The organism is Bacillus sp. 2175 (genome assembly GCF_057812155.1).
Map to the genome: position 1 here is coordinate 1,670,683 of NZ_CM173819.1, position 18,175 is coordinate 1,688,857.

The 18,175-nt window shown below is 34.1% G+C and carries 17 protein-coding genes and 2 pseudogenes; 16 read left to right on the forward strand and 3 right to left on the reverse strand.

Going from position 1 to position 18,175, the window contains the following annotated elements:
• The first annotated feature begins 9 nt into the window (after positions 1-9).
• The 8 genes and pseudogenes from ACXKY9_RS08950 to ACXKY9_RS08985 form a co-directional block, all read left to right on the forward strand.
• Positions 10-831, forward strand: a complete 822-nt coding sequence (locus ACXKY9_RS08950; protein ID WP_000409482.1) for a peptidoglycan-N-acetylglucosamine deacetylase — start codon at positions 10-12, stop codon at positions 829-831.
• A gap of 14 nt (positions 832-845) precedes the next feature.
• The gene (locus ACXKY9_RS08955; protein WP_000873565.1) at positions 846-1,502 is read left to right on the forward strand and encodes a YkyA family protein; all 657 of its coding nucleotides are present in this window, start codon (positions 846-848) and stop codon (positions 1,500-1,502) included.
• A gap of 159 nt (positions 1,503-1,661) precedes the next feature.
• A complete protein-coding gene (locus ACXKY9_RS08960; RefSeq protein ID WP_000119510.1) occupies positions 1,662-2,342 on the forward strand; it encodes an MgtC/SapB family protein in 681 nt (226 codons plus the stop codon).
• A 93-nt stretch (positions 2,343-2,435) separates the two neighbouring features.
• The gene (locus ACXKY9_RS08965) at positions 2,436-2,972 is read left to right on the forward strand and encodes a GNAT family N-acetyltransferase (RefSeq protein WP_002100922.1); all 537 of its coding nucleotides are present in this window, start codon (positions 2,436-2,438) and stop codon (positions 2,970-2,972) included.
• A gap of 315 nt (positions 2,973-3,287) precedes the next feature.
• Entirely contained in the window at positions 3,288-3,473 is a 186-nt protein-coding gene (locus ACXKY9_RS08970) for a recombinase family protein (protein ID WP_021728404.1), read from the forward strand.
• Positions 3,474-3,559: 86 nt separating this feature from the next.
• Positions 3,560-4,717 (forward strand): RNA-guided endonuclease InsQ/TnpB family protein, encoded by a 1,158-nt coding sequence (locus ACXKY9_RS08975; protein WP_000710470.1) that lies wholly within the window; start codon positions 3,560-3,562, stop codon positions 4,715-4,717.
• A gap of 156 nt (positions 4,718-4,873) precedes the next feature.
• On the forward strand, positions 4,874-6,682 hold the full coding sequence (locus ACXKY9_RS08980; RefSeq protein ID WP_001163356.1) for an IucA/IucC family protein: 1,809 nt from the start codon (positions 4,874-4,876) through the stop codon (positions 6,680-6,682).
• Between the two features lie 60 nt (positions 6,683-6,742).
• Positions 6,743-7,354 (forward strand): annotated as a pseudogene (locus ACXKY9_RS08985) (IucA/IucC family protein); the annotation flags it as partial.
• Positions 7,355-7,408: 54 nt separating this feature from the next.
• Here ACXKY9_RS08985 and istB read toward each other — a convergent pair.
• Together istB and istA are read right to left on the reverse strand one after the other, a co-directional pair.
• Positions 7,409-8,161: an IS21-like element IS232 family helper ATPase IstB gene (gene istB, locus ACXKY9_RS08990; RefSeq protein WP_000798699.1), complete on the reverse strand. Its 753-nt coding sequence runs from the start codon at positions 8,159-8,161 to the stop codon at positions 7,409-7,411.
• A complete protein-coding gene (gene istA / locus ACXKY9_RS08995; RefSeq protein WP_000275580.1) occupies positions 8,151-9,446 on the reverse strand; it encodes an IS21-like element IS232 family transposase in 1,296 nt (431 codons plus the stop codon). The genes istB and istA overlap by 11 nt, the downstream gene beginning before the upstream one ends.
• An 82-nt stretch (positions 9,447-9,528) precedes the next feature.
• Here istA and ACXKY9_RS09000 point away from each other — a divergent pair.
• The 7 genes and pseudogenes from ACXKY9_RS09000 to bcbE form a co-directional block, all read left to right on the forward strand.
• Positions 9,529-10,770 (forward strand): annotated as a pseudogene (locus tag ACXKY9_RS09000) (IucA/IucC family protein); the annotation flags it as partial.
• Positions 10,757-11,995 carry an AMP-binding protein gene (locus ACXKY9_RS09005; RefSeq protein WP_000909581.1) on the forward strand — a complete coding sequence of 413 codons (1,239 nt, stop codon included), beginning with the start codon at positions 10,757-10,759 and terminating at the stop codon, positions 11,993-11,995. The pseudogene ACXKY9_RS09000 and the gene ACXKY9_RS09005, both read left to right, overlap by 14 nt.
• Positions 11,992-12,258, forward strand: a complete 267-nt coding sequence (asbD, locus tag ACXKY9_RS09010; RefSeq protein ID WP_001250558.1) for a petrobactin biosynthesis protein AsbD — start codon at positions 11,992-11,994, stop codon at positions 12,256-12,258. Before ACXKY9_RS09005 ends, asbD begins: the two co-directional genes overlap by 4 nt.
• Before the next feature lie 23 nt (positions 12,259-12,281).
• Positions 12,282-13,265 (forward strand): DUF6005 family protein, encoded by a 984-nt coding sequence (locus tag ACXKY9_RS09015; RefSeq protein WP_000200704.1) that lies wholly within the window; start codon positions 12,282-12,284, stop codon positions 13,263-13,265.
• A gap of 37 nt (positions 13,266-13,302) precedes the next feature.
• Entirely contained in the window at positions 13,303-14,145 is an 843-nt protein-coding gene (locus tag ACXKY9_RS09020; protein WP_000877670.1) for a sugar phosphate isomerase/epimerase family protein, read from the forward strand.
• Positions 14,146-14,269: 124 nt separating this feature from the next.
• Positions 14,270-14,476, forward strand: a complete 207-nt coding sequence (locus tag ACXKY9_RS09025) for an alpha/beta-type small acid-soluble spore protein (protein ID WP_000113545.1) — start codon at positions 14,270-14,272, stop codon at positions 14,474-14,476.
• Between the two features lie 235 nt (positions 14,477-14,711).
• A complete protein-coding gene (gene bcbE / locus ACXKY9_RS09030) occupies positions 14,712-15,941 on the forward strand; it encodes a bacillibactin exporter BcbE (RefSeq protein ID WP_033667350.1) in 1,230 nt (409 codons plus the stop codon).
• 53 nt (positions 15,942-15,994) lie between these two features.
• Here bcbE and ACXKY9_RS09035 read toward each other — a convergent pair whose 3' ends face one another.
• Entirely contained in the window at positions 15,995-16,609 is a 615-nt protein-coding gene (locus ACXKY9_RS09035) for a LysE/ArgO family amino acid transporter (RefSeq protein ID WP_001287305.1), read from the reverse strand.
• Between the two features lie 118 nt (positions 16,610-16,727).
• Here ACXKY9_RS09035 and ACXKY9_RS09040 point away from each other — a divergent pair, with 118 nt between their 5' ends.
• Positions 16,728-18,170, forward strand: a complete 1,443-nt coding sequence (locus ACXKY9_RS09040; protein WP_000439399.1) for an aminotransferase-like domain-containing protein — start codon at positions 16,728-16,730, stop codon at positions 18,168-18,170.
• The last annotated feature ends 5 nt before the right edge of the window (positions 18,171-18,175 follow it).

Genomic DNA, 18,175 nt, shown 5'->3' on the forward strand with positions numbered 1-18,175 from the left:
TTCGATAGAATGGAAAAAGCTTTAAAAATTAAACAAATAGTAGTCGTTTTAATAGCGATTGCCGCAGTAGCTATTGGGTATTACATGTTTCAATCAATTACTTCACCAGCAAAAGCTGTTGCGAAACAAGAAAATGTAGTGCAGCTTGCAAGTGAACAGCCGAAAGTTGAAATGAATAAAACGGCACCAAGTCGTTTTAATGGAAAAGAAAGAAAAGTTGCTTATCTTACATTTGACGATGGGCCAGGGAAATATACGGCTGAATTATTAAATACGCTAAAACAACATGATGCGAAGGCGACGTTCTTTTTAATTGGAGCGAATGTAAAAGAATTTCCTGATTTAGTGAAACGTGAAAATGCTGAGGGTCATTATGTAGGCATGCATAGTATGACACATAATTTCGCAAAGTTATATAAAAATGGCGAGTATGTAAATGAGATGAAAGAAGATCAAGGTTTAATCGCTAATATTATTGGGAAATCACCTAAATTAACACGTCCTCCATATGGTTCGATGCCTGGATTAAATGAAGGTCTTCGAAATAAAGTGGTAGAAGGCGGATTTAAAGTATGGGATTGGACAATTGATTCATTAGATTGGAAATACAATAAAATGCCAGTTGATGCAGCTGCAGCACAAATTGCTCAAAATGTATTAACAAACGCAACAAAACCACAAGAAGTAATTTTAATGCATGATATTCACCCGCAATCAGTTGCTGCTGTGCCAGCAATTTTAAAAGGGCTAAAAGAAAAAGGTTATGAGTTCGAAGCTTATCATGAAGAAAGTCACTTCCCAGTGAACTTCTGGCATGATAACCGTATGTAATGGAGGAATGAACGTTGAAGTATGGAAAAGTAGCAGTAGTTGGAGCATTATCAGTAGGACTTTTAACAGGTTGTTTCGGTGAAAAGCCAGAAGAAAATCTATATACAGCTTTTGAAACAGCAGCAACACAAGAAAAATCTTTAGTGGATGAAGCAAAAAAATTAGAGCAGTTAGAGAAACAAGGGCAAGAATTATATGCTCAAATTTTGCAAGAAGGTAAAGATCATAATGAAGCAGTTGTGAAGAAAATAGAGCAAGCTACTGCAAATGTAGATGATCGTGAAAAAGTATTGAAAAGTGAGAAAGAAATGCTAGAAAAAGCACAGAAGGAAACGAAATCTGTTCAAAGTAATATAGAGAAGATTGAAGATAAGAAGTTACAAAAACAAGCAAAAGCAGTAGAAGAGTCGTATAAGAATCGTTATGATGCATTCCAAAAGATGAATGAAAATTACACGAAAGTGTTAGCGACTGAAAAAGAACTGTATGAAAAATTAAAAGTAAAAGAAACGAAATTAAAAGAAATCGGTGAAAAAGTTAAAACTGTTAATGAATTAAATGTGGAAGCACAAAAGTCGAAAGAGCAGTTTAACAAATTTACAAAAGAGTATAATGACAGTAAATTAGCATTCTACAAAGATGCAGAAATTAAGATTAAAGATCAGAAATAAAGAAGAATCTAAAGTGTAATAAAAAGCCGGAGAAACATCGTTATAAATGTTTTTTCGGTTTTTTACGTTAAATGAATAGAAAAGACTGGAATTGATATCATAAAAGAGTTATAGTGAGTTATTCTAAGGGAAACATTGTAAAGTAAGGAGAATGGGAATATGTCATATGAATTTTTACTCAAATTAGGTTTAGCACTCTTTTTAGGATTATTCATCGGGATAGATAGGCAGCTAAAGAATAAACCACTGGGTGTGAAAACAAGTATGGTTATTTCTGTAGCAAGTTGTTTAATTACGATGGTTTCAATTGAATCTGTGCATGTATATTCTGTTCCAGGACATACAAATATGGATCCGATGCGACTGGCCGCTCAAATTGTTAGTGGAATTGGTTTTCTTGGCGCAGGTGTCATTTTACGAAGAAGTAATGACGTTATTTCTGGATTAACAACAGCTTCTATGGTGTGGGCTGCTTCAGCTTTAGGGATCGCAATTGGTGCAGGATTTTATTTACAAGCGACAGTTGCTATGGTTTTAATTATTTTAGCGATTAATGTACTTCCGCAACTTGTGAAAATTGCAGGACCGTATTCATTAAGACAAAAGGATTTATCTATAAAAATTACTGTTAAAGAGCATCATGAGTTAGATGGTATATTTAAGCAAATTAAAAATTTAGGCATGCATGTGAAACGCGTGAAAATTAAAGATATAGATAGTGGAGCATTTCAGCAACTGGAGATGGTTATTTTAGCTCCAGAAGATTTATATACAACAGAGTTATATAGTTCCCTGAAAGAGATTGATCGAGTAGTTTCAGTTGAAGTGGAAAGTAGATAATTGTGATAAAAAAGAGTGAAGTGAATTCACTCTTTTTTATTTGGATTTTTAAGGAATGAAATTGATATAATGATGAGTAATAAGGGGGGAGAAATGATGGGAATACATATTAGAAGAGCAATAAAGGATGATATACCAGGTATAGCAAAGGTGCATGTTGATAGTTGGAAGACAGCGTATAAAGGGATATTTGCTGACGAAATTCTAGATAATATAGCATATGAGAAACGAGAAAAACAATGGGAAGATATTTTTCAAAAAGAAGGTAATCATCAATTTAGATTTGTAGCAGAGAATTTAAATGGAGAAATAGTTGGATTCATCGATGGGGGAGTAGAAAGAACTGGTACATATAATTGTGATGGAGAATTATATGCAATCTACCTTTTACAACAGTATCAAGGAATGAAAATAGGACAAAAGTTATTTCAAGCTTTATTATCGGATTGTATAAACAATGATATGCAATCACTTTTAGTTTGGGTTGTTACGAATAATCCTTCTAAAAAGTTTTATGAAAAATTTACCCCTGAAAAAATTGATACGAAATTTTTAGAGAGAGTAAGGGTAGAAGAAACAGCGTATTGTTGGAGAGATTTAAATTTGTTACAAAAACAAACAGCTATATAGAATTATACATATAATAATATTATGTAAACATATTATAGGGAAAGGTATACCTCATTTGGTGTACCTTTTTATTAATCCATCAAAAAATGGATTAATAAAAAATAGTAGGTAATTAGTTTGAAAGCAAGAAATTTTCTAGTGTACTTTTAACTAGATTAAAGAAAAGAAAGAAAAAAATAAAAATTTAATTTGATAAAAAAATTCTGAAATATACTCTTGAATTGAATATCATTATCAATTATAATATGAAATTCCGATAGCGTTAATATAAAGAGGAGGAACTAACAGTAAGTGAAAACATAAGTAAACGTGGATATGCGTAATGAAAAATATAAGCTCGATGACTGCATGGAGAGAAATGTTTCAACCATCACCATCGCACACAAAGATAGGGTTTTCCGTTTTGATTATGATTGGTTTGATGGATTTCTTCATAAGTTGGGAGTCAAAGTTATCATTGTTACTAATGAAAGGTTGTCTCCACAAGAAGAGTTTGCTTAGTATTTGATATCTGTTATTCACATATTTAGTTGTAGGATATACAGATTGAGGAAATACAAAAAGAGAATGTCGGAGGATGAAGATCTATGAAAAAAGCATATCTAATAGAGATTAAGCCGACAAATGAACAAATAACCAAGATCCATCAAACGATTGGAGTGTGCAGGTATGTTTACAATCTATATCTTTCAAAAAACAAAGAGATATATGAATCCGAGGGGAAATTTCTTAGTGGCTATGAATTTTCTAAATGGCTAAACAACATTCATACAAAAGAATGTGACCAGTGGATAAAAGAAATATCAAGTAAAGCTGTAAAACAAGCGATTATGAACGGAGATAAAGCTTTTAAGCGATTTTTTAAAGGTTTATCTAAGTTTCCACGCTACAAGAAAAAGAAAAATGAAGATGTAAAATGTTATTTCCCTAAAAACAACAAAACAGATTGGATAGTTGAAAGACATAGAGTAAAAATCCCTACGATTGGATGGATGAGATTAAAAGAGTATGGATATATTTCAAAAGATGCGGTTGTAAAAAGCGGAACGATAGCTAAAAGAGCAGGAAAATATTTTGTATCTGTGCTTTGTGAATTGGAAGAAACAAAAGCGAAGCCAACACTCCATTCAACGGGTGTAGGCATTGATTTAGGCGTGAAAGATTTCGCTGTACGTAGCGATGGGAAAATTCACAAAAATATAAACAAAACAGGAAAAGTAAAAAAGATAGAAAAGCGGTTAAAACGTGAACAACGCTCTTTATCACGTAAATTTGAAAATCTAAAAAAGAGAGGTGAACACTCTGTTACTAATAAAAGAGCGAATATAGATAAAAACATTCTTAGGGTGCAAAAACTACATGCCAAGTTAGCAAACATTCGATTAGCGTATGTAAAGTCTGTTGTAAATGGTGTGGTGAAAACCAAGCCAACGTTTATTACAGTAGAAGATTTGAATGTGAAAGGTATGATGAAGAATAAACATCTATCTAAAGCAGTTGCTAAGCAGTACTTTTATACATTTAAAACATGGTTATTGACGAAGTGTGAGGAATATGGAATTGAACTGCGTCAAGTAGACAGGTTCTATTCATCTTCAAAGCTATGTTCATGTTGTGGTCAAAAGAAAGTAGACTTAAAGCTATCCGACCGAGTATATGAATGTGACTGTGGAAATGTAATGGATAGAGATTTGAACGCGTCAATCAACCTTTTACAAGCAAAAGAATATATAATACTAACGTAAATAGATTGTATATATGTACGGTGGGCTACATCGGAATTTACGCCTGTGGAGTGTTACAGCAAACTGTAGTAGCGAGTGATTGGCGAGACAGGACACGTAGAAGCAGGAATACTCTAAGAATGTACATTTATCTATATTTTTAGTAGCAGGACCAACATGCAGCATGCGAAACAAATCGCAGAACATGCAACATTACAAAGCTTTTTAAACTGTTATTTAAGAGAAACAGGGAGTGGAGAATGGATTACAGAGGATGAAAGAATGAAAAGTATCTTCAGTAATACGTTGAATAGAGATACAGTCCCCACATATTTATGTTGTCGGCTATCGGCACAGAACGTTACTTTGTATGGAGAAGTTATATATAAATCATCAACAGATCGCCATTTGTTTGGAGAACAATTTTATTATCAAATTGGAGATAGTAATTCCGTTATTACAGCAGATTACGTTACAGTTATTACGTTTTTAATAAAAGAGATGTCGATCAACTACGGAGAAGGAACGAATCCTGCGGAACTTATGCTTCGAGTTATCCGTAGTTGTCAAAATATTGAGGAATTTACAAAAGAGAGAATAGAAGATACATCCGCATTATACGGTTTCCATACAACTTTTATAGAAGCGGAGCAGTCTTTATTATTTGGGCATTTAACTCATCCTACACCAAAGAGTAGACAGGGGATATTGGATTGGAAAAGTGCAATGTATTCTCCAGAATTAAAAGGGGAATGTCAGCTTCATTATTTTCGGGCACATAAAAGTATAGTAAATGAAAAATCATTATTATCAGATTCTACAACAACGATTATAAAAGAAGAATTAAGTAATGATGAGATGGTTAGTAAGGAATTTATAGCGAAGTACTGTAAGGAAGATCAATATGCATTAATTCCAATTCATCCGCTTCAGGCAGAATGGCTCTTGCATCAAGCTTACGTACAAGATTGGATAATTCAAGAATTGCTTGAGTATATTGGTCCTGTAGGTAAGTATTATATGGCAACATCATCACTAAGGACGCTATATCATCCCAATTCGAAGTATATGCTTAAGTTTTCATTTCCGGTGAAAGTAACGAATTCAATGCGTATTAATAAACTGAAAGAACTTGAGAGTGGTCTTGAAGGGAAGGAAATGTTAAATACGGCTATTGGTGAAGTACGAGAAAGATTTCCAGGATTTGATTTTATTTGTGATCCAGCCTTTATTACATTAAATTATGGAACACAAGAATCTGGATTTGAAGTGATTATTCGTGAGAATCCTTTTTATAGTGAACATGCAAACGACGCAACATTAATTGCTGGGCTAGTTCAAGACGCTATACCTGGGGAGCGTACGCGGTTATCGAATATTATTCATCGCCTAGCAGATTTAGAAAGTAAAAGCTGTGAAGAAGTAAGCTTAGAGTGGTTTAGACGATATATGAATATTTCTTTAAAGCCAATGGTATGGATGTATTTACAGTATGGTGTTGCATTAGAAGCTCATCAGCAAAATAGCGTTGTTCAGCTAAAAGATGGTTATCCGGTCAAATATTATTTCCGTGATAATCAAGGATTTTATTTCTGTAATTCAATGAAAGAGATGCTTAATAATGAATTAGCTGGTATTGGAGAACGTACTGGAAATTTATATGACGACTATATTGTGGATGAGAGATTTCGTTACTACTTAATTTTCAATCATATGTTTGGCCTCATTAATGGTTTTGGCACAGCAGGATTAATTAAGGAGGAAATTCTTCTCTCGGAATTAAGGTCTGTACTTGAATCATTCCTTCCATATAACCGGGAACCTTCTACATTTTTAAGAGAATTATTGGACGAAGATAAGTTAGCGTGTAAAGCAAATTTACTAACGAGATTTTTCGATGTCGATGAGTTAAGTAATCCATTGGAGCAAGCTATTTATGTGCAAGTACATAATCCACTCGTTAGAGAAGTGGCTGTTCGTTCATAAATAACGTTAAAATTTCACGTAATACAAATAATGGTATTTTGTCATAAGGTGGAGGGTTTTATGAGAGTGGACATATATCATACGAAAGTATTGAAGGCGCTCGAATCAGAAGATTACATTTCAGTACGAAGAAGAGTGCTACGTCAATTAGTAGAATCGTTAATTTATGAGGGGATTATTACACCGGTTCGCATAGAAAAAGAAGAACAACTTCTTTTTCTAATACAAGGACTTGATGAAGAAGGCAAAAGTGTCACGTACAAATGCTATGGCAGGGAACGGATGACATTTGGACGTATTTCGTTAGACTCATTAATAGTAAGAGTTCAAGATGAACAGCAAGAAATACAATCTGTCTCGCAATTTCTAGAAGAAGTTTTTCGGGTTACTAGTGTAGAACAAGCTAAATTAGATTCTTTTATACACGAATTAGAACAAACAATATTTAAAGACACGATTGCACAATATGAAAGAAATAATAAGAGAGAATATACTCAAAAATCTTACGATGAGTTCGAAAGCCATTTAATAGACGGCCATCCATATCATCCTAGTTATAAAGCACGTGTTGGATTTCAATATCGTGACAATTTTCAATATGGTTATGAATTTATGCAGCCAATAAAACTCATATGGATTGCAGCGCATAAGAATTATGCGACTGTAGGTTATGTGTAAATGTCAAGATAAACATGTACATTTTCGCTTGTTTAAGCATGTACAAAATCAATCATTTTCTTTGCTAAAATGATCTTTAATTCGATAGGATTGTCCTACAATACTGACCACCGTGGCATGATGTAAGACACGATCTAGTATGGCATTGGCGAGTTTAGGGTCCTGGAATACTTCGTCCCAAGACTTGAAGTTGATATTGGTCGTTAGGATGGTACTACGCTTTTCATAACGCATATCGATTAATTGAAAGAATAATTTTGCATCCTCCGGATCAATAGGCAAGTACCCAATTTCATCAATAATAAGTAATTTGTATTTTGTATAGTGCTTTAAACGAGATTCTAGGCGATTCTCAATCTTGGCACGTTTTAAATTTTGAAGTAAATCATGACATTTAATAAAATAAGTACTTGTTCGCTTTTTAGCTGCTGCTATACCAATAGACGTGGCCAAATGGGTCTTACCAACACCACTAGGTCCTAAAAATACTATGTTTTCTTGTTGCTCTAAGAAACGTAGAGAAATAAAATCTAAGATTTGTTGTTTATTAATACTCGGCTGGAATTCGAAATCAAACTCATCAACCTCCTTTCTATGAGGAAATGCGCCCATTTTCACCATAGAATGAATCATATTTTGTTCTCGTACATCAATCTCATAGTTTGTCAGTTTAACAAGTGTCTCTACGAAGGATAATTCATTATTAATGCTAAAATCGACTACGTCACCTAAATGTTGTGCCATTTGTTTTAATTTTAAATACTCTAGGTTTGTTGTTAATTGTTGATAGCTATTCTTCATTTCTATATACCTCACCAATTACTGATAAATTTTGTTTCGCCAAATTGTCAATGTTCGGATATTTAGGTAGTGACTTAGCCAATGCTTTTTTATAATGTTCTTCTTTATAATTGAGCTTAGATTGGCTGATTTTATGTTGTACAATTAACTTCATGTTATGATAAACATATATTTGATTATCATATACTTGTAAACCGACGGTTTTACCTTGATATTCAGCTGGAACTGAGTATTGATTCGATTTGTAAGATATCATGCCTGATGTATTAACTTTTACAAGTTTATGCTTAATCATATAGGAATCTCTTATCGCGCTCTTCGGGAGTGGTTGTAGGAGATTCTTTTCCTGTTTTAGGGCAAACACTGGAATCTTACCAGTCCCTTGATGAAATGTTTGATTAATTCTTGCACATAATTTTTGCACAAATTCATGTAATTCTTCAAAAGTGAATCTTCCTTGATAAGCATGAATTTCGTCTAGAAGTTTCATTGGCGCTTCTACTTTCCCTTTGGTATTTGGTCGCCCTGCGATACAAGGTTGTACCTTAAATCCAAAATCTTGAGCGAATTGGGCAAACTTATTGTTAATCGTTCCTGTAAAGTGTTCTGTTCGAGCTTCATCCATTACCGTCTTCATATTATCCGTGACAATTACCTTCGGTACACCACCAAACATTTCAAATGCCTCTGTCATAAATGACATTAAAACACTTTGTGATTTTGAAATATTCAAATGAAAAACTTTAAATCTCGAGTAGGACAATAAAAGTACAGCTACATTCACATATACGATTTCGCCACTTTTGGTTTCAAATCGTATGCTTTCTTTCCAATCTAATTGAGCTTGTTCTCCTGGAGGTGTCTCATAACGGACACCCACTGAATGACCTGATAAAATACGCTTCCCCTCATCAAAATATGTTCTAAATTCAGGCTTTCTATTAATATAAGCACGAAATGCAGACTGTGAACATTTTAAACCGTGATTGTCTGTTAGATACTGCCATAACACTCGTTTGTAGTAGAAGATTTGTTTAGAATCACTAGATAAAAGAGCTGCAATCACTTCATAATATGTATCGATTTTCGATGTTTTATTTTTTGTCCCTTTTGGTGTAAAACCATTCAAATACTTATCTATGGTACGCCGATCCACATTCAATTCTCTGGCTAATTGACTTTTATTTATCTTCATTTTTAAGTTCCCCATTAGTTTTTTAAAATTTGGTAAGTCTGAAAGACTTTTAACCTCAAATTCTGTTTGAATATCTAGCTTAATATACATACTAACCACCTCAGAGTCAGTATGGAGAATCCAATTGAAAATGTACATATTTATTCAAGCGTTAATGTACATATTTAAGTTAGCATTTATAGGTTATGAGAATGAAGTGATGTATAACAACCTTTTAAAAGAGGAGATTGGCGATCGTAAATTAGAAGAGTTTATGGAACGAATTCGTAATAAGGGATGTAATCCAAAACAGTACGTGTTTATACCTGTTCACCCATGGCAGTGGGTGAATTTCATCATTTCAAATTATGCGGATCATATACAGGGGAAATTTATTATTTATTTAGGAACATCTGAGGACGATTATTGCGCGCAACAGTCAATGAGAACATTAAGAAATATTACGAGTCCAAAGAAACCGTACGTTAAATTATCGATGAATTTACTCAACACTTCAACACTTCGTACGCTGAAACCATACTCTGTTGTGAGTGCACCAGCAATATCAAATTGGTTAAATGATGTTGTAAGTAATGACGCCTATTTAATGGATGAAGCACGTTTAATCTTGTTAAATGAGTTTTCCAGTGTAACGTATGACACGAATAAAAAAGCTATATATGGTTCATTAGGATGTATTTGGCGCGAAAGCATTCATAAGTATTTAGATGCACAAGAAGATGCAATTCCTTTTAATGGTTTATACGCTAAAGAGAAAAATGGTACACCAATTATTGATGCGTGGTTGAATAAATATGGAATGAAGGATTGGCTACAATTACTTATTCAAAAAGCGATAATACCAGTTATACATCTTGTTGTAGAGCATGGCATCGCACTGGAATCACATGGACAAAATATGATTCTAGTCCATAAAGAAGGGGTGCCTGTTCGTATTGCGTTAAAGGATTTTCATGAAGGGCTTGAGTTTTATCGTCCATATTTGAAAACGGTTGACAAATGTCCCGACTTTACTAAAATGCATAAAACATATGCGAATGGAAAAATGAATGATTTCTTTGAAATGGATCGCATTGAATGTTTGCAAGAGATGGTGTTAGATGCACTATTCCTGTTTAATTTAGGAGAATTAGCATTCGTACTTGCGGATGAATATGGATTGAAAGAAGAACATTTTTGGATGATGGTTGTTGAAGAAATTGAAAATCATTTAAGAATATATCCACATTTGAAAGGTAGATTTGAAAATATTCAATTATATGCACCTACATTCTATGCTGAACAATTAACGAAACGTCGATTATATATGGATCTGGAATCGCTTGTTCATGAAGTTCCAAATCCATTGTATAGAGTAAGACAACTTATGAAACAAAAATCAGCTGTTACAGGGGGAAATTATGCTAATCGTTAATAAACAAGAGTATAGCAAAAGTGATTTTGAATCGAGATTACAAGTTTATGAGGAAATGGAACAATTTAAAGAAGCAGAAGGAAATAGATTTGCACTTTGTCTGAAAGATCCATTCGATATTATTACGATTGTGTTTTTCTTAAAAGAAAAGAAATCATCAGTATTACTTATACATGAAGATACACCAAAAGAAACAGCTATTAAAATGGCAAAGCGTGCAAATTGTGTAGGAATTTTATATGGAGAATATGGCGATTTTACAAAATTAGAAGTAGGGAACTTTTTACTAGAAGAGCCTTCTTTATTGCAATATAGTTCTGGAACTACAGGGGAACCGAAACTAATTCGTAGAGCATGGACGGAAGTTGATACGGAAATTACCGCTTATAATGAAGCTTTAAACTGTGAAGTAGATGAAGTGCCAATCGTTATGGCTCCTGTTTCACATTCATACGGACTAATATGTGGTACTTTATCAGCAATTAAGAGGGGGAGCCAGCCTGTAATCATTACGAATAAAAATCCTAAATTCGCATTAAATATAGTTCGCAATACAGAGAAACATATTATATATGCAGTACCACTTATGTTACACATTATGGGGAGTTTTCCATTAGGAACGTTCCAGTTTCATAAAATTATGACATCAGGATCGCCCTTGCCAGAAGCACTATTTTATAAACTAAAAGAAATGACAACATATATGATGCAGCAATACGGTTGTTCTGAAGCAGGTTGTATTAGTATATGTCATGATATGAAGAGCCATTTAGATTTAGGAAACCCTCTACCTCATGCGAGTATAAGCATAGGTTCAGATGAAAATGCACCGGAAGAAATCGTCGTGAAAATGAATGATAAGGAAATCTTCACGAAAGATTTAGGGTATAAATCTGAGCGTGGCATTCATTTTATGGGGCGTATGGACGATGTAATTAATGTTTCGGGATTAAAAGTCTTTCCTATAGAGGTAGAAGAAACGATGCTTCGATTGGAAGGTGTTCAAGAGGCAATTGTATATCGAGGGAAACATCCTGTCATGGGCGAAATAGTTAAAGCGAAAGTGATCTCTCATGTTGATCCAGTACAAATAAGAGAATGGTGTATTCAGCACTTACCTTCTTATAAAGTTCCCCATGAAATTGAAAGTGTAAATGAAATTCCTAAAAATAAAACTGGAAAAGTAAGTAGAAAGTTACTAGAGATGGGAGAGGTTACAACATGAGACGGGAAGCGTTAAAGAATGCCGTGTTAAAAATTATGATAGAAAAAATGGAACTGAAAAATGTAACGCATTTAGAAGAAACGATGCGCTTAAATCAAGATTTATATATAGATTCGGTAATGATGTTACAGCTTATTGTATACATAGAAATGGATATAAAGCTATGCGTTCCAGAGGATGAGGTAGATCCAAAGGCATTTCTTACTGTAGGATCTTTGCTTGATTTTATGGAGGAGTTACAAGAAGTAAATGTGAATAACTAACCTTTAGGAAAGTGGATGAGAGTATGACTTCAATAAAAGTGCACTGTTTAGTGAGTTGTTTTTGTGAAATTATAAAAAGGCGTAGCGACATTGATTTTCGTCCATTTTATTTTGGACTATGGGATGGAGATTTTGATATAACAGAAGGCGGAATTATTTCATATCACTCTGAAAACATTAACCATGATCATTATTTACTTTGGTTTGAAAAATTGTACGGTATTAAAGTAAACGAATGGTATGATCATGCAAAAGATAAAGATAGCAATGTAGAAACGTTTTTAGAATTAGTAGAAAACAAGCCGGAAAATCGTTATGTCATTGTAATGGTTGATATGTCTCTATTACCAGAGAGGGAAAATAAATTTCATCAAAAACCGTTTCCACATTATTTAATGATATCAAAAACAGAGAAAGAAGAAGAGTGGTTCATGCTAGATCCTGATTTTCGTTGGGAAGGAAATATGGAAAGAGAAAAAGTACTTCACTCTATTCAAGATAACCCATTTGGTGGAGGTTATTTCATTGATATAGAAGGAATTGGGGAGCCAACGCAAGAAACAGTAGCTAGTTATTTCACAGAAACATTCAAAAAGAACGACAATGAACTGACTATGGAACTGAAAAATTTAATTGTAAAAATGGCAAATGAGGAAGAAGGATATGCGCTTTCTGGTCTTGTAGCAGCAGTAAAACAAATACCAGTACTTGCAATTCGTAAATATAGTTATGAGCATGCCTTTGCATACTTCCGTGAAACGTTGCAATATTCGGAGCAAGAATTTGATTATTGGTGTGATCGGGTAGAGGATATTGTACAAGGATTTACAAATGTACAGTATCGTGCAATTAAAATGGCAATGACGAATAATAAAGGTATGCTAGTATCGATTATTGAAAAACTGGATGAAATGAATGCAATTGAACTGCAAATTAAGAAGGAATTAGAGAGACAGTTTCTATCATGGAAAGGTATGAAAACAAATCAGTCTGTCGCAACTTTTTAATAAGCTAACTGAATTTAAGATAGGGGAGTTTAATGCTATGAAATATTCGCTATGTACCATTTCATTTCGTCATCAATTAATTTCATTTACTGATATTGTTCAATTTGCATATGAAAACGGTTTTGAAGGAATTGAATTGTGGGGGACTCATGCACAAAATTTGTATATACAAGAACGCGAAACGACAGAACGAGAATTGACTTTTCTAAAGGATAAAAACTTAGAAATTACGATGATAAGTGATTACTTAGATATATCATTATCAGCAGATTTTGAAAAAACGATAGAGAAAAGTGAACAACTTGTAGTACTAGCTAATTGGTTTAATACGAATAAAATTCGCACGTTTGCTGGGCAAAAAGGGAGCAAGGACTTCTCGGAACAAGAGAGAAAAGAGTATGTAAAGCGAATACGTAAGATTTGTGATGTGTTTGCTCAGCACAATATGTATGTGCTGTTAGAAACACATCCCAATACACTAACAGACACATTGCCTTCTACTATAGAACTATTAGAAGAAGTAAATCATCCGAATTTAAAAATAAATCTTGATTTTCTCCATATATGGGAGTCTGGCGCAGATCCAATAGACAGTTTCCATCGATTAAAGCCGTGGACACTACATTACCATTTTAAGAATATATCTTCAGCGGATTATTTGCATGTGTTTGAACCTAATAATGTATATGCTGCAGCAGGAAGTCGTATTGGTATGGTTCCGTTATTTGAAGGTATTGTAAATTATGATGAGATTATTCAGGAAGTGAGAGGTACGGATCTTTTTGCTTCCTTAGAATGGTTTGGACATAATGCAAAAGAGATATTAAAAGAAGAAATGAAAGTATTAATAAATAGAAAATTAGAAGTAGTAACTTCGTAATGTGAAATGATGTGAGAGTCTCGTTTTAGAGGCTCTTTTTTTATGGTAAAAAATAACCAAAAATTTCCATGTATTTTAATTTGAATTTAACACAATTTATATATAAATAAGGAGGTGATTGGTAATGGCTAGAAATCGTAATTCTAATCAATTAGCATCACATGGAGCACAAGCAGCTTTAGATCAAATGAAATATGAAATTGCACAAGAGTTTGGTGTACAACTTGGCGCTGATACTTCTTCACGTGCAAACGGTTCTGTAGGCGGTGAAATTACAAAACGCCTTGTAGCGATGGCAGAACAACAACTTGGTGGCGGATATACTCGCTAATTGTAGAAGGTTATAGGAGAAAGGAAGGATTCTTCCTTTCTTTTTTTTCAATTAATTGGTATGGATATATTGTGAACTGGATTCAAAGAATAGGAATAATACTATAATTTCCCCAATTTCTTTTGTTGTGAATGGGAAGTAGTAAAGATGTAATAGCCCTGGTGGAATGAAAAGTTACGTTCCAGCGGGGCTATTATATGGTAAGAAATATATGATGAAAGGTTTCGAAGCCAACATGTTAAAAAAAGAAAACTGTTGTTTAATTGCGCTTGCATCAGTTCCACTTGTTATGACATTAGGGAATTCAATGCTCATCCCAATTCTGCCGACTATTGAAAAGAAATTACATATTTCATCGTTTCAAGTATCCATGATTATTACAATTTACTCTATCGTAGCCATTCTACTTATACCGATTGCTGGTTATTTATCAGATAGATGGGGACGAAAGATGGTAATGGTTCCGAGTTTGCTGATTGCAGCTATAGGAGGAGCGATAACTGGTTGGGTATCTTGGAAAGTTGATAATCCCTACAATTGGATATTGATTGGTAGAGCGATTCAAGGTATTGGTGCTGCTGGTGCAATGCCAGTTGTTATACCGTGTGTTGGTGATTTATACAAAGACGAAAAACAAGTTAGTACAGGTTTAGGAATCATAGAAACATCCAATACATTTGGGAAAGTGCTGAGCCCTATTTTAGGGTCTGCTCTTGCTGCCGTTGTATGGTTCTTACCATTTTGGGCGATTCCAATTTTATGCGTAGTATCAATTGTTTTATTACTTGTTCTAGTAAAGGCAAAGAAACAAGAAGGAGAAGTACCACCACTTAAAGAGTTTATAAAATCTATTCTGTCTACGTTTCGAGAAAAAGGAAGATGGTTAATTGCCATTTTTGCATTAGGTGCAATTATTATGCTTATTTTATTCGGAATTCTCTTTTATTTGTCGACTATACTGGAATCAAAGTATGACATTCATGGTATATGGAAAGGGTGTGTGCTTGCTATCCCGTTACTTGTACTGTCACTTAGTTCATATATGGCCGGTAAAAAAATTGGAGATAATCAAAATGTTATGAAGAAGTGTATCTATATTGGGTTTTTAATGGCAGCTGCATCAGTCATCATTCCTTTATTTATAAAAGGGATTTATTTACTACTTCTTTGTCTCGTTATTATGGGGATAGGGATTGGTATGGCACTCCCATGTTTAGATGCCCTCATTACACAAGGAATTGAAAAGGAGCAAAGGGGAACAGTTACGTCATTTTACAGTTCAATGCGATTTATCGGTGTAGCAGCTGGACCACCTTTATATTCTTTTTTCATGAAAGGGGCGGACCATGAAGTGTTTTATTTGACTAGTATTTTCGCTGCCATTGGTGCTGTCATAGCAATCATTTGGATTAAACCAGCAAAGGATGCAAAGGCGGTAAAACAGAAACCGGAACCTACTTCATAATTTGTAAGAGAATTGCATGATGTTTTGAGTAACATGCAATTCTCTTTCGTTCATTAAGAATAAATAACTTGTTTTAACATATAAAGTGCGACACCCCATATGATGAGACCAGAAAATTTATTTAATAATAAAATTGTCTTTCCGGTTGAGTCTAGTCTTTTTAGAAATTTCCCCGCTAAAGCTAAGCTTATAAACCAAATCCAAGAAACGATAATAGTTGCAAGTGTGAAAGCCCATTTTTCACTTCCTATGTATTGAATAGAATTTGTTCCAATTACACCGATTGTGTCTAAAATAGCATGTGGATTTAATAACGAAACTGATGCTGCGAAAAGGATTTGCTTTTTTAAGGGCATACTTTTTTCTTGTGTTACATCGTTGGAAGGGCTACTTCTCCAAATAACAAAGCCCATGTATAGGAGAAAGAAAAATCCAATTATATATAATGAGTTAGTTAGCCAAGAAAAAGTAAGGAGTACAAGGGAGACACCTTGCACTGCAATCAATATGAGTAACGTATCACATATAGAGGCAGTTAATACTACAGGGGCTGCCCTCCAAATGTTTGGTTGGCTCGCACCTTGGTTAAAGACAAAAACATTTTGTACACCTAATGGAATGATAAGTCCAAATGCAAGAATGATACCATGAATAATTGCTTCACTCATCATATTACCTCCTATTTTAATTCATTATGATAGTGTATATTGTATAGAAGAAATGAAAATTTGTATCCATCCATATGGTTGGGGAGGTTACCAACCAAAAAGAATATAAGGTGATATGATGGAAAGATTCGTTTGGAAACCGGATATGTCTCTAGCGACGCCGCTGTATAAACAAATAGAAACGTATATAAAAGAAAGGATCGTTAATGGAGAATGGACCGTTGGAACGAAATTACCTTCACAAAGAGATTTGGCCCATACATTTGGTGTGAATCGAAGCACAATTGTAATGGCTTTCGATGAACTAGTTGCGAAGGGATATATTGAAGGGAATGGCAGGAAAGGAACAATTGTTGTAAATAATAATGAGAATGTTTCAACTTACGCACCCCCGCCTAATTGGCAGTCTTATGTAGAAACAGGACTTCATTATCCGAATCTCCCAGCTATTCAAGAGATTAATCAAGCTGAATTTTACCCACATGTAATTCGGTTAGGAACAGGTGAGCTCGCGCCGAGTCTCTTACCTGAGAAAAAGATGAAAGAAATTATGAATAACCTTTTAAAGTCAAATGTGACGCTTGGGTATGAAGAGCCGAAAGGAAATCTTTATTTAAGGGAAAAGATTTCCGAATACTTAAAGGAGCATGGCGTATATGTATCTCCTGACTCTATATTAATTGTTTCAGGAGCAATTCAAGCGCTGCAACTTATTTCTATGGGGCTTCTTTCGAAAGGGGCATCAATCTTATTAGAGAAACCATCCTATTTATATTCGCTTAATGTTTTTCAATCAGCAGGAGTACGTTTAATTGGAATCCCAATGGATGAAAGCGGGTTACATACATCATATATTAAGAAATATAAGAAGCAATTTAATGCCTCTATTTTATATACAATCCCGTCTTTTCATAATCCAACGAACTTTAGTATGAATGCGAAGAAACGAATAGAAGTGATGGAAATATGTAATGAAATTGGATTACCTATTATAGAGGACGCAGTGTATCAAGACTTATGGTTTGATGCACCTAGTTCGAAACCTTTAAAGGCCTATGATAAAAATGGAATCGTACTACATATTGGAAGCATGTCCAAAGTAATTAGTCCAGGTTTAAGAATTGGATGGATTGTTGGACCCGAGCCAGTAATTCAAAGATTGTCAGACATAAAGATGCAAACAGATTATGGTTCAAGCACTATATCCCAGCAAATTGCAGCAGAGTGGTTTACAAATGGTCTATATGATGAGCATTTGCGATTTGTAAGAAGTGAATTGAAAAAACGAAGAGATTTTATGTTACTAATGTTAGATAAATATCTTCGTGAAATAGCAACTTGGCATGAACCAACAGGCGGGTTTTATATATGGGTACATATAAAAGTACCCATTTCATATCGCAGTTTATTTGATAAAGCTCTGCAAGAAAAGGTTTTATTAAACCCAGGTACTTTATATGATAGAAGTGCAAATCAATTTTTGCGCCTATCGTATTCATACGCAACGTTAGAAGAAATTGAAATAGGTATAAAAAAACTTGCACAACTAATGAAAAAGTAAGAGGA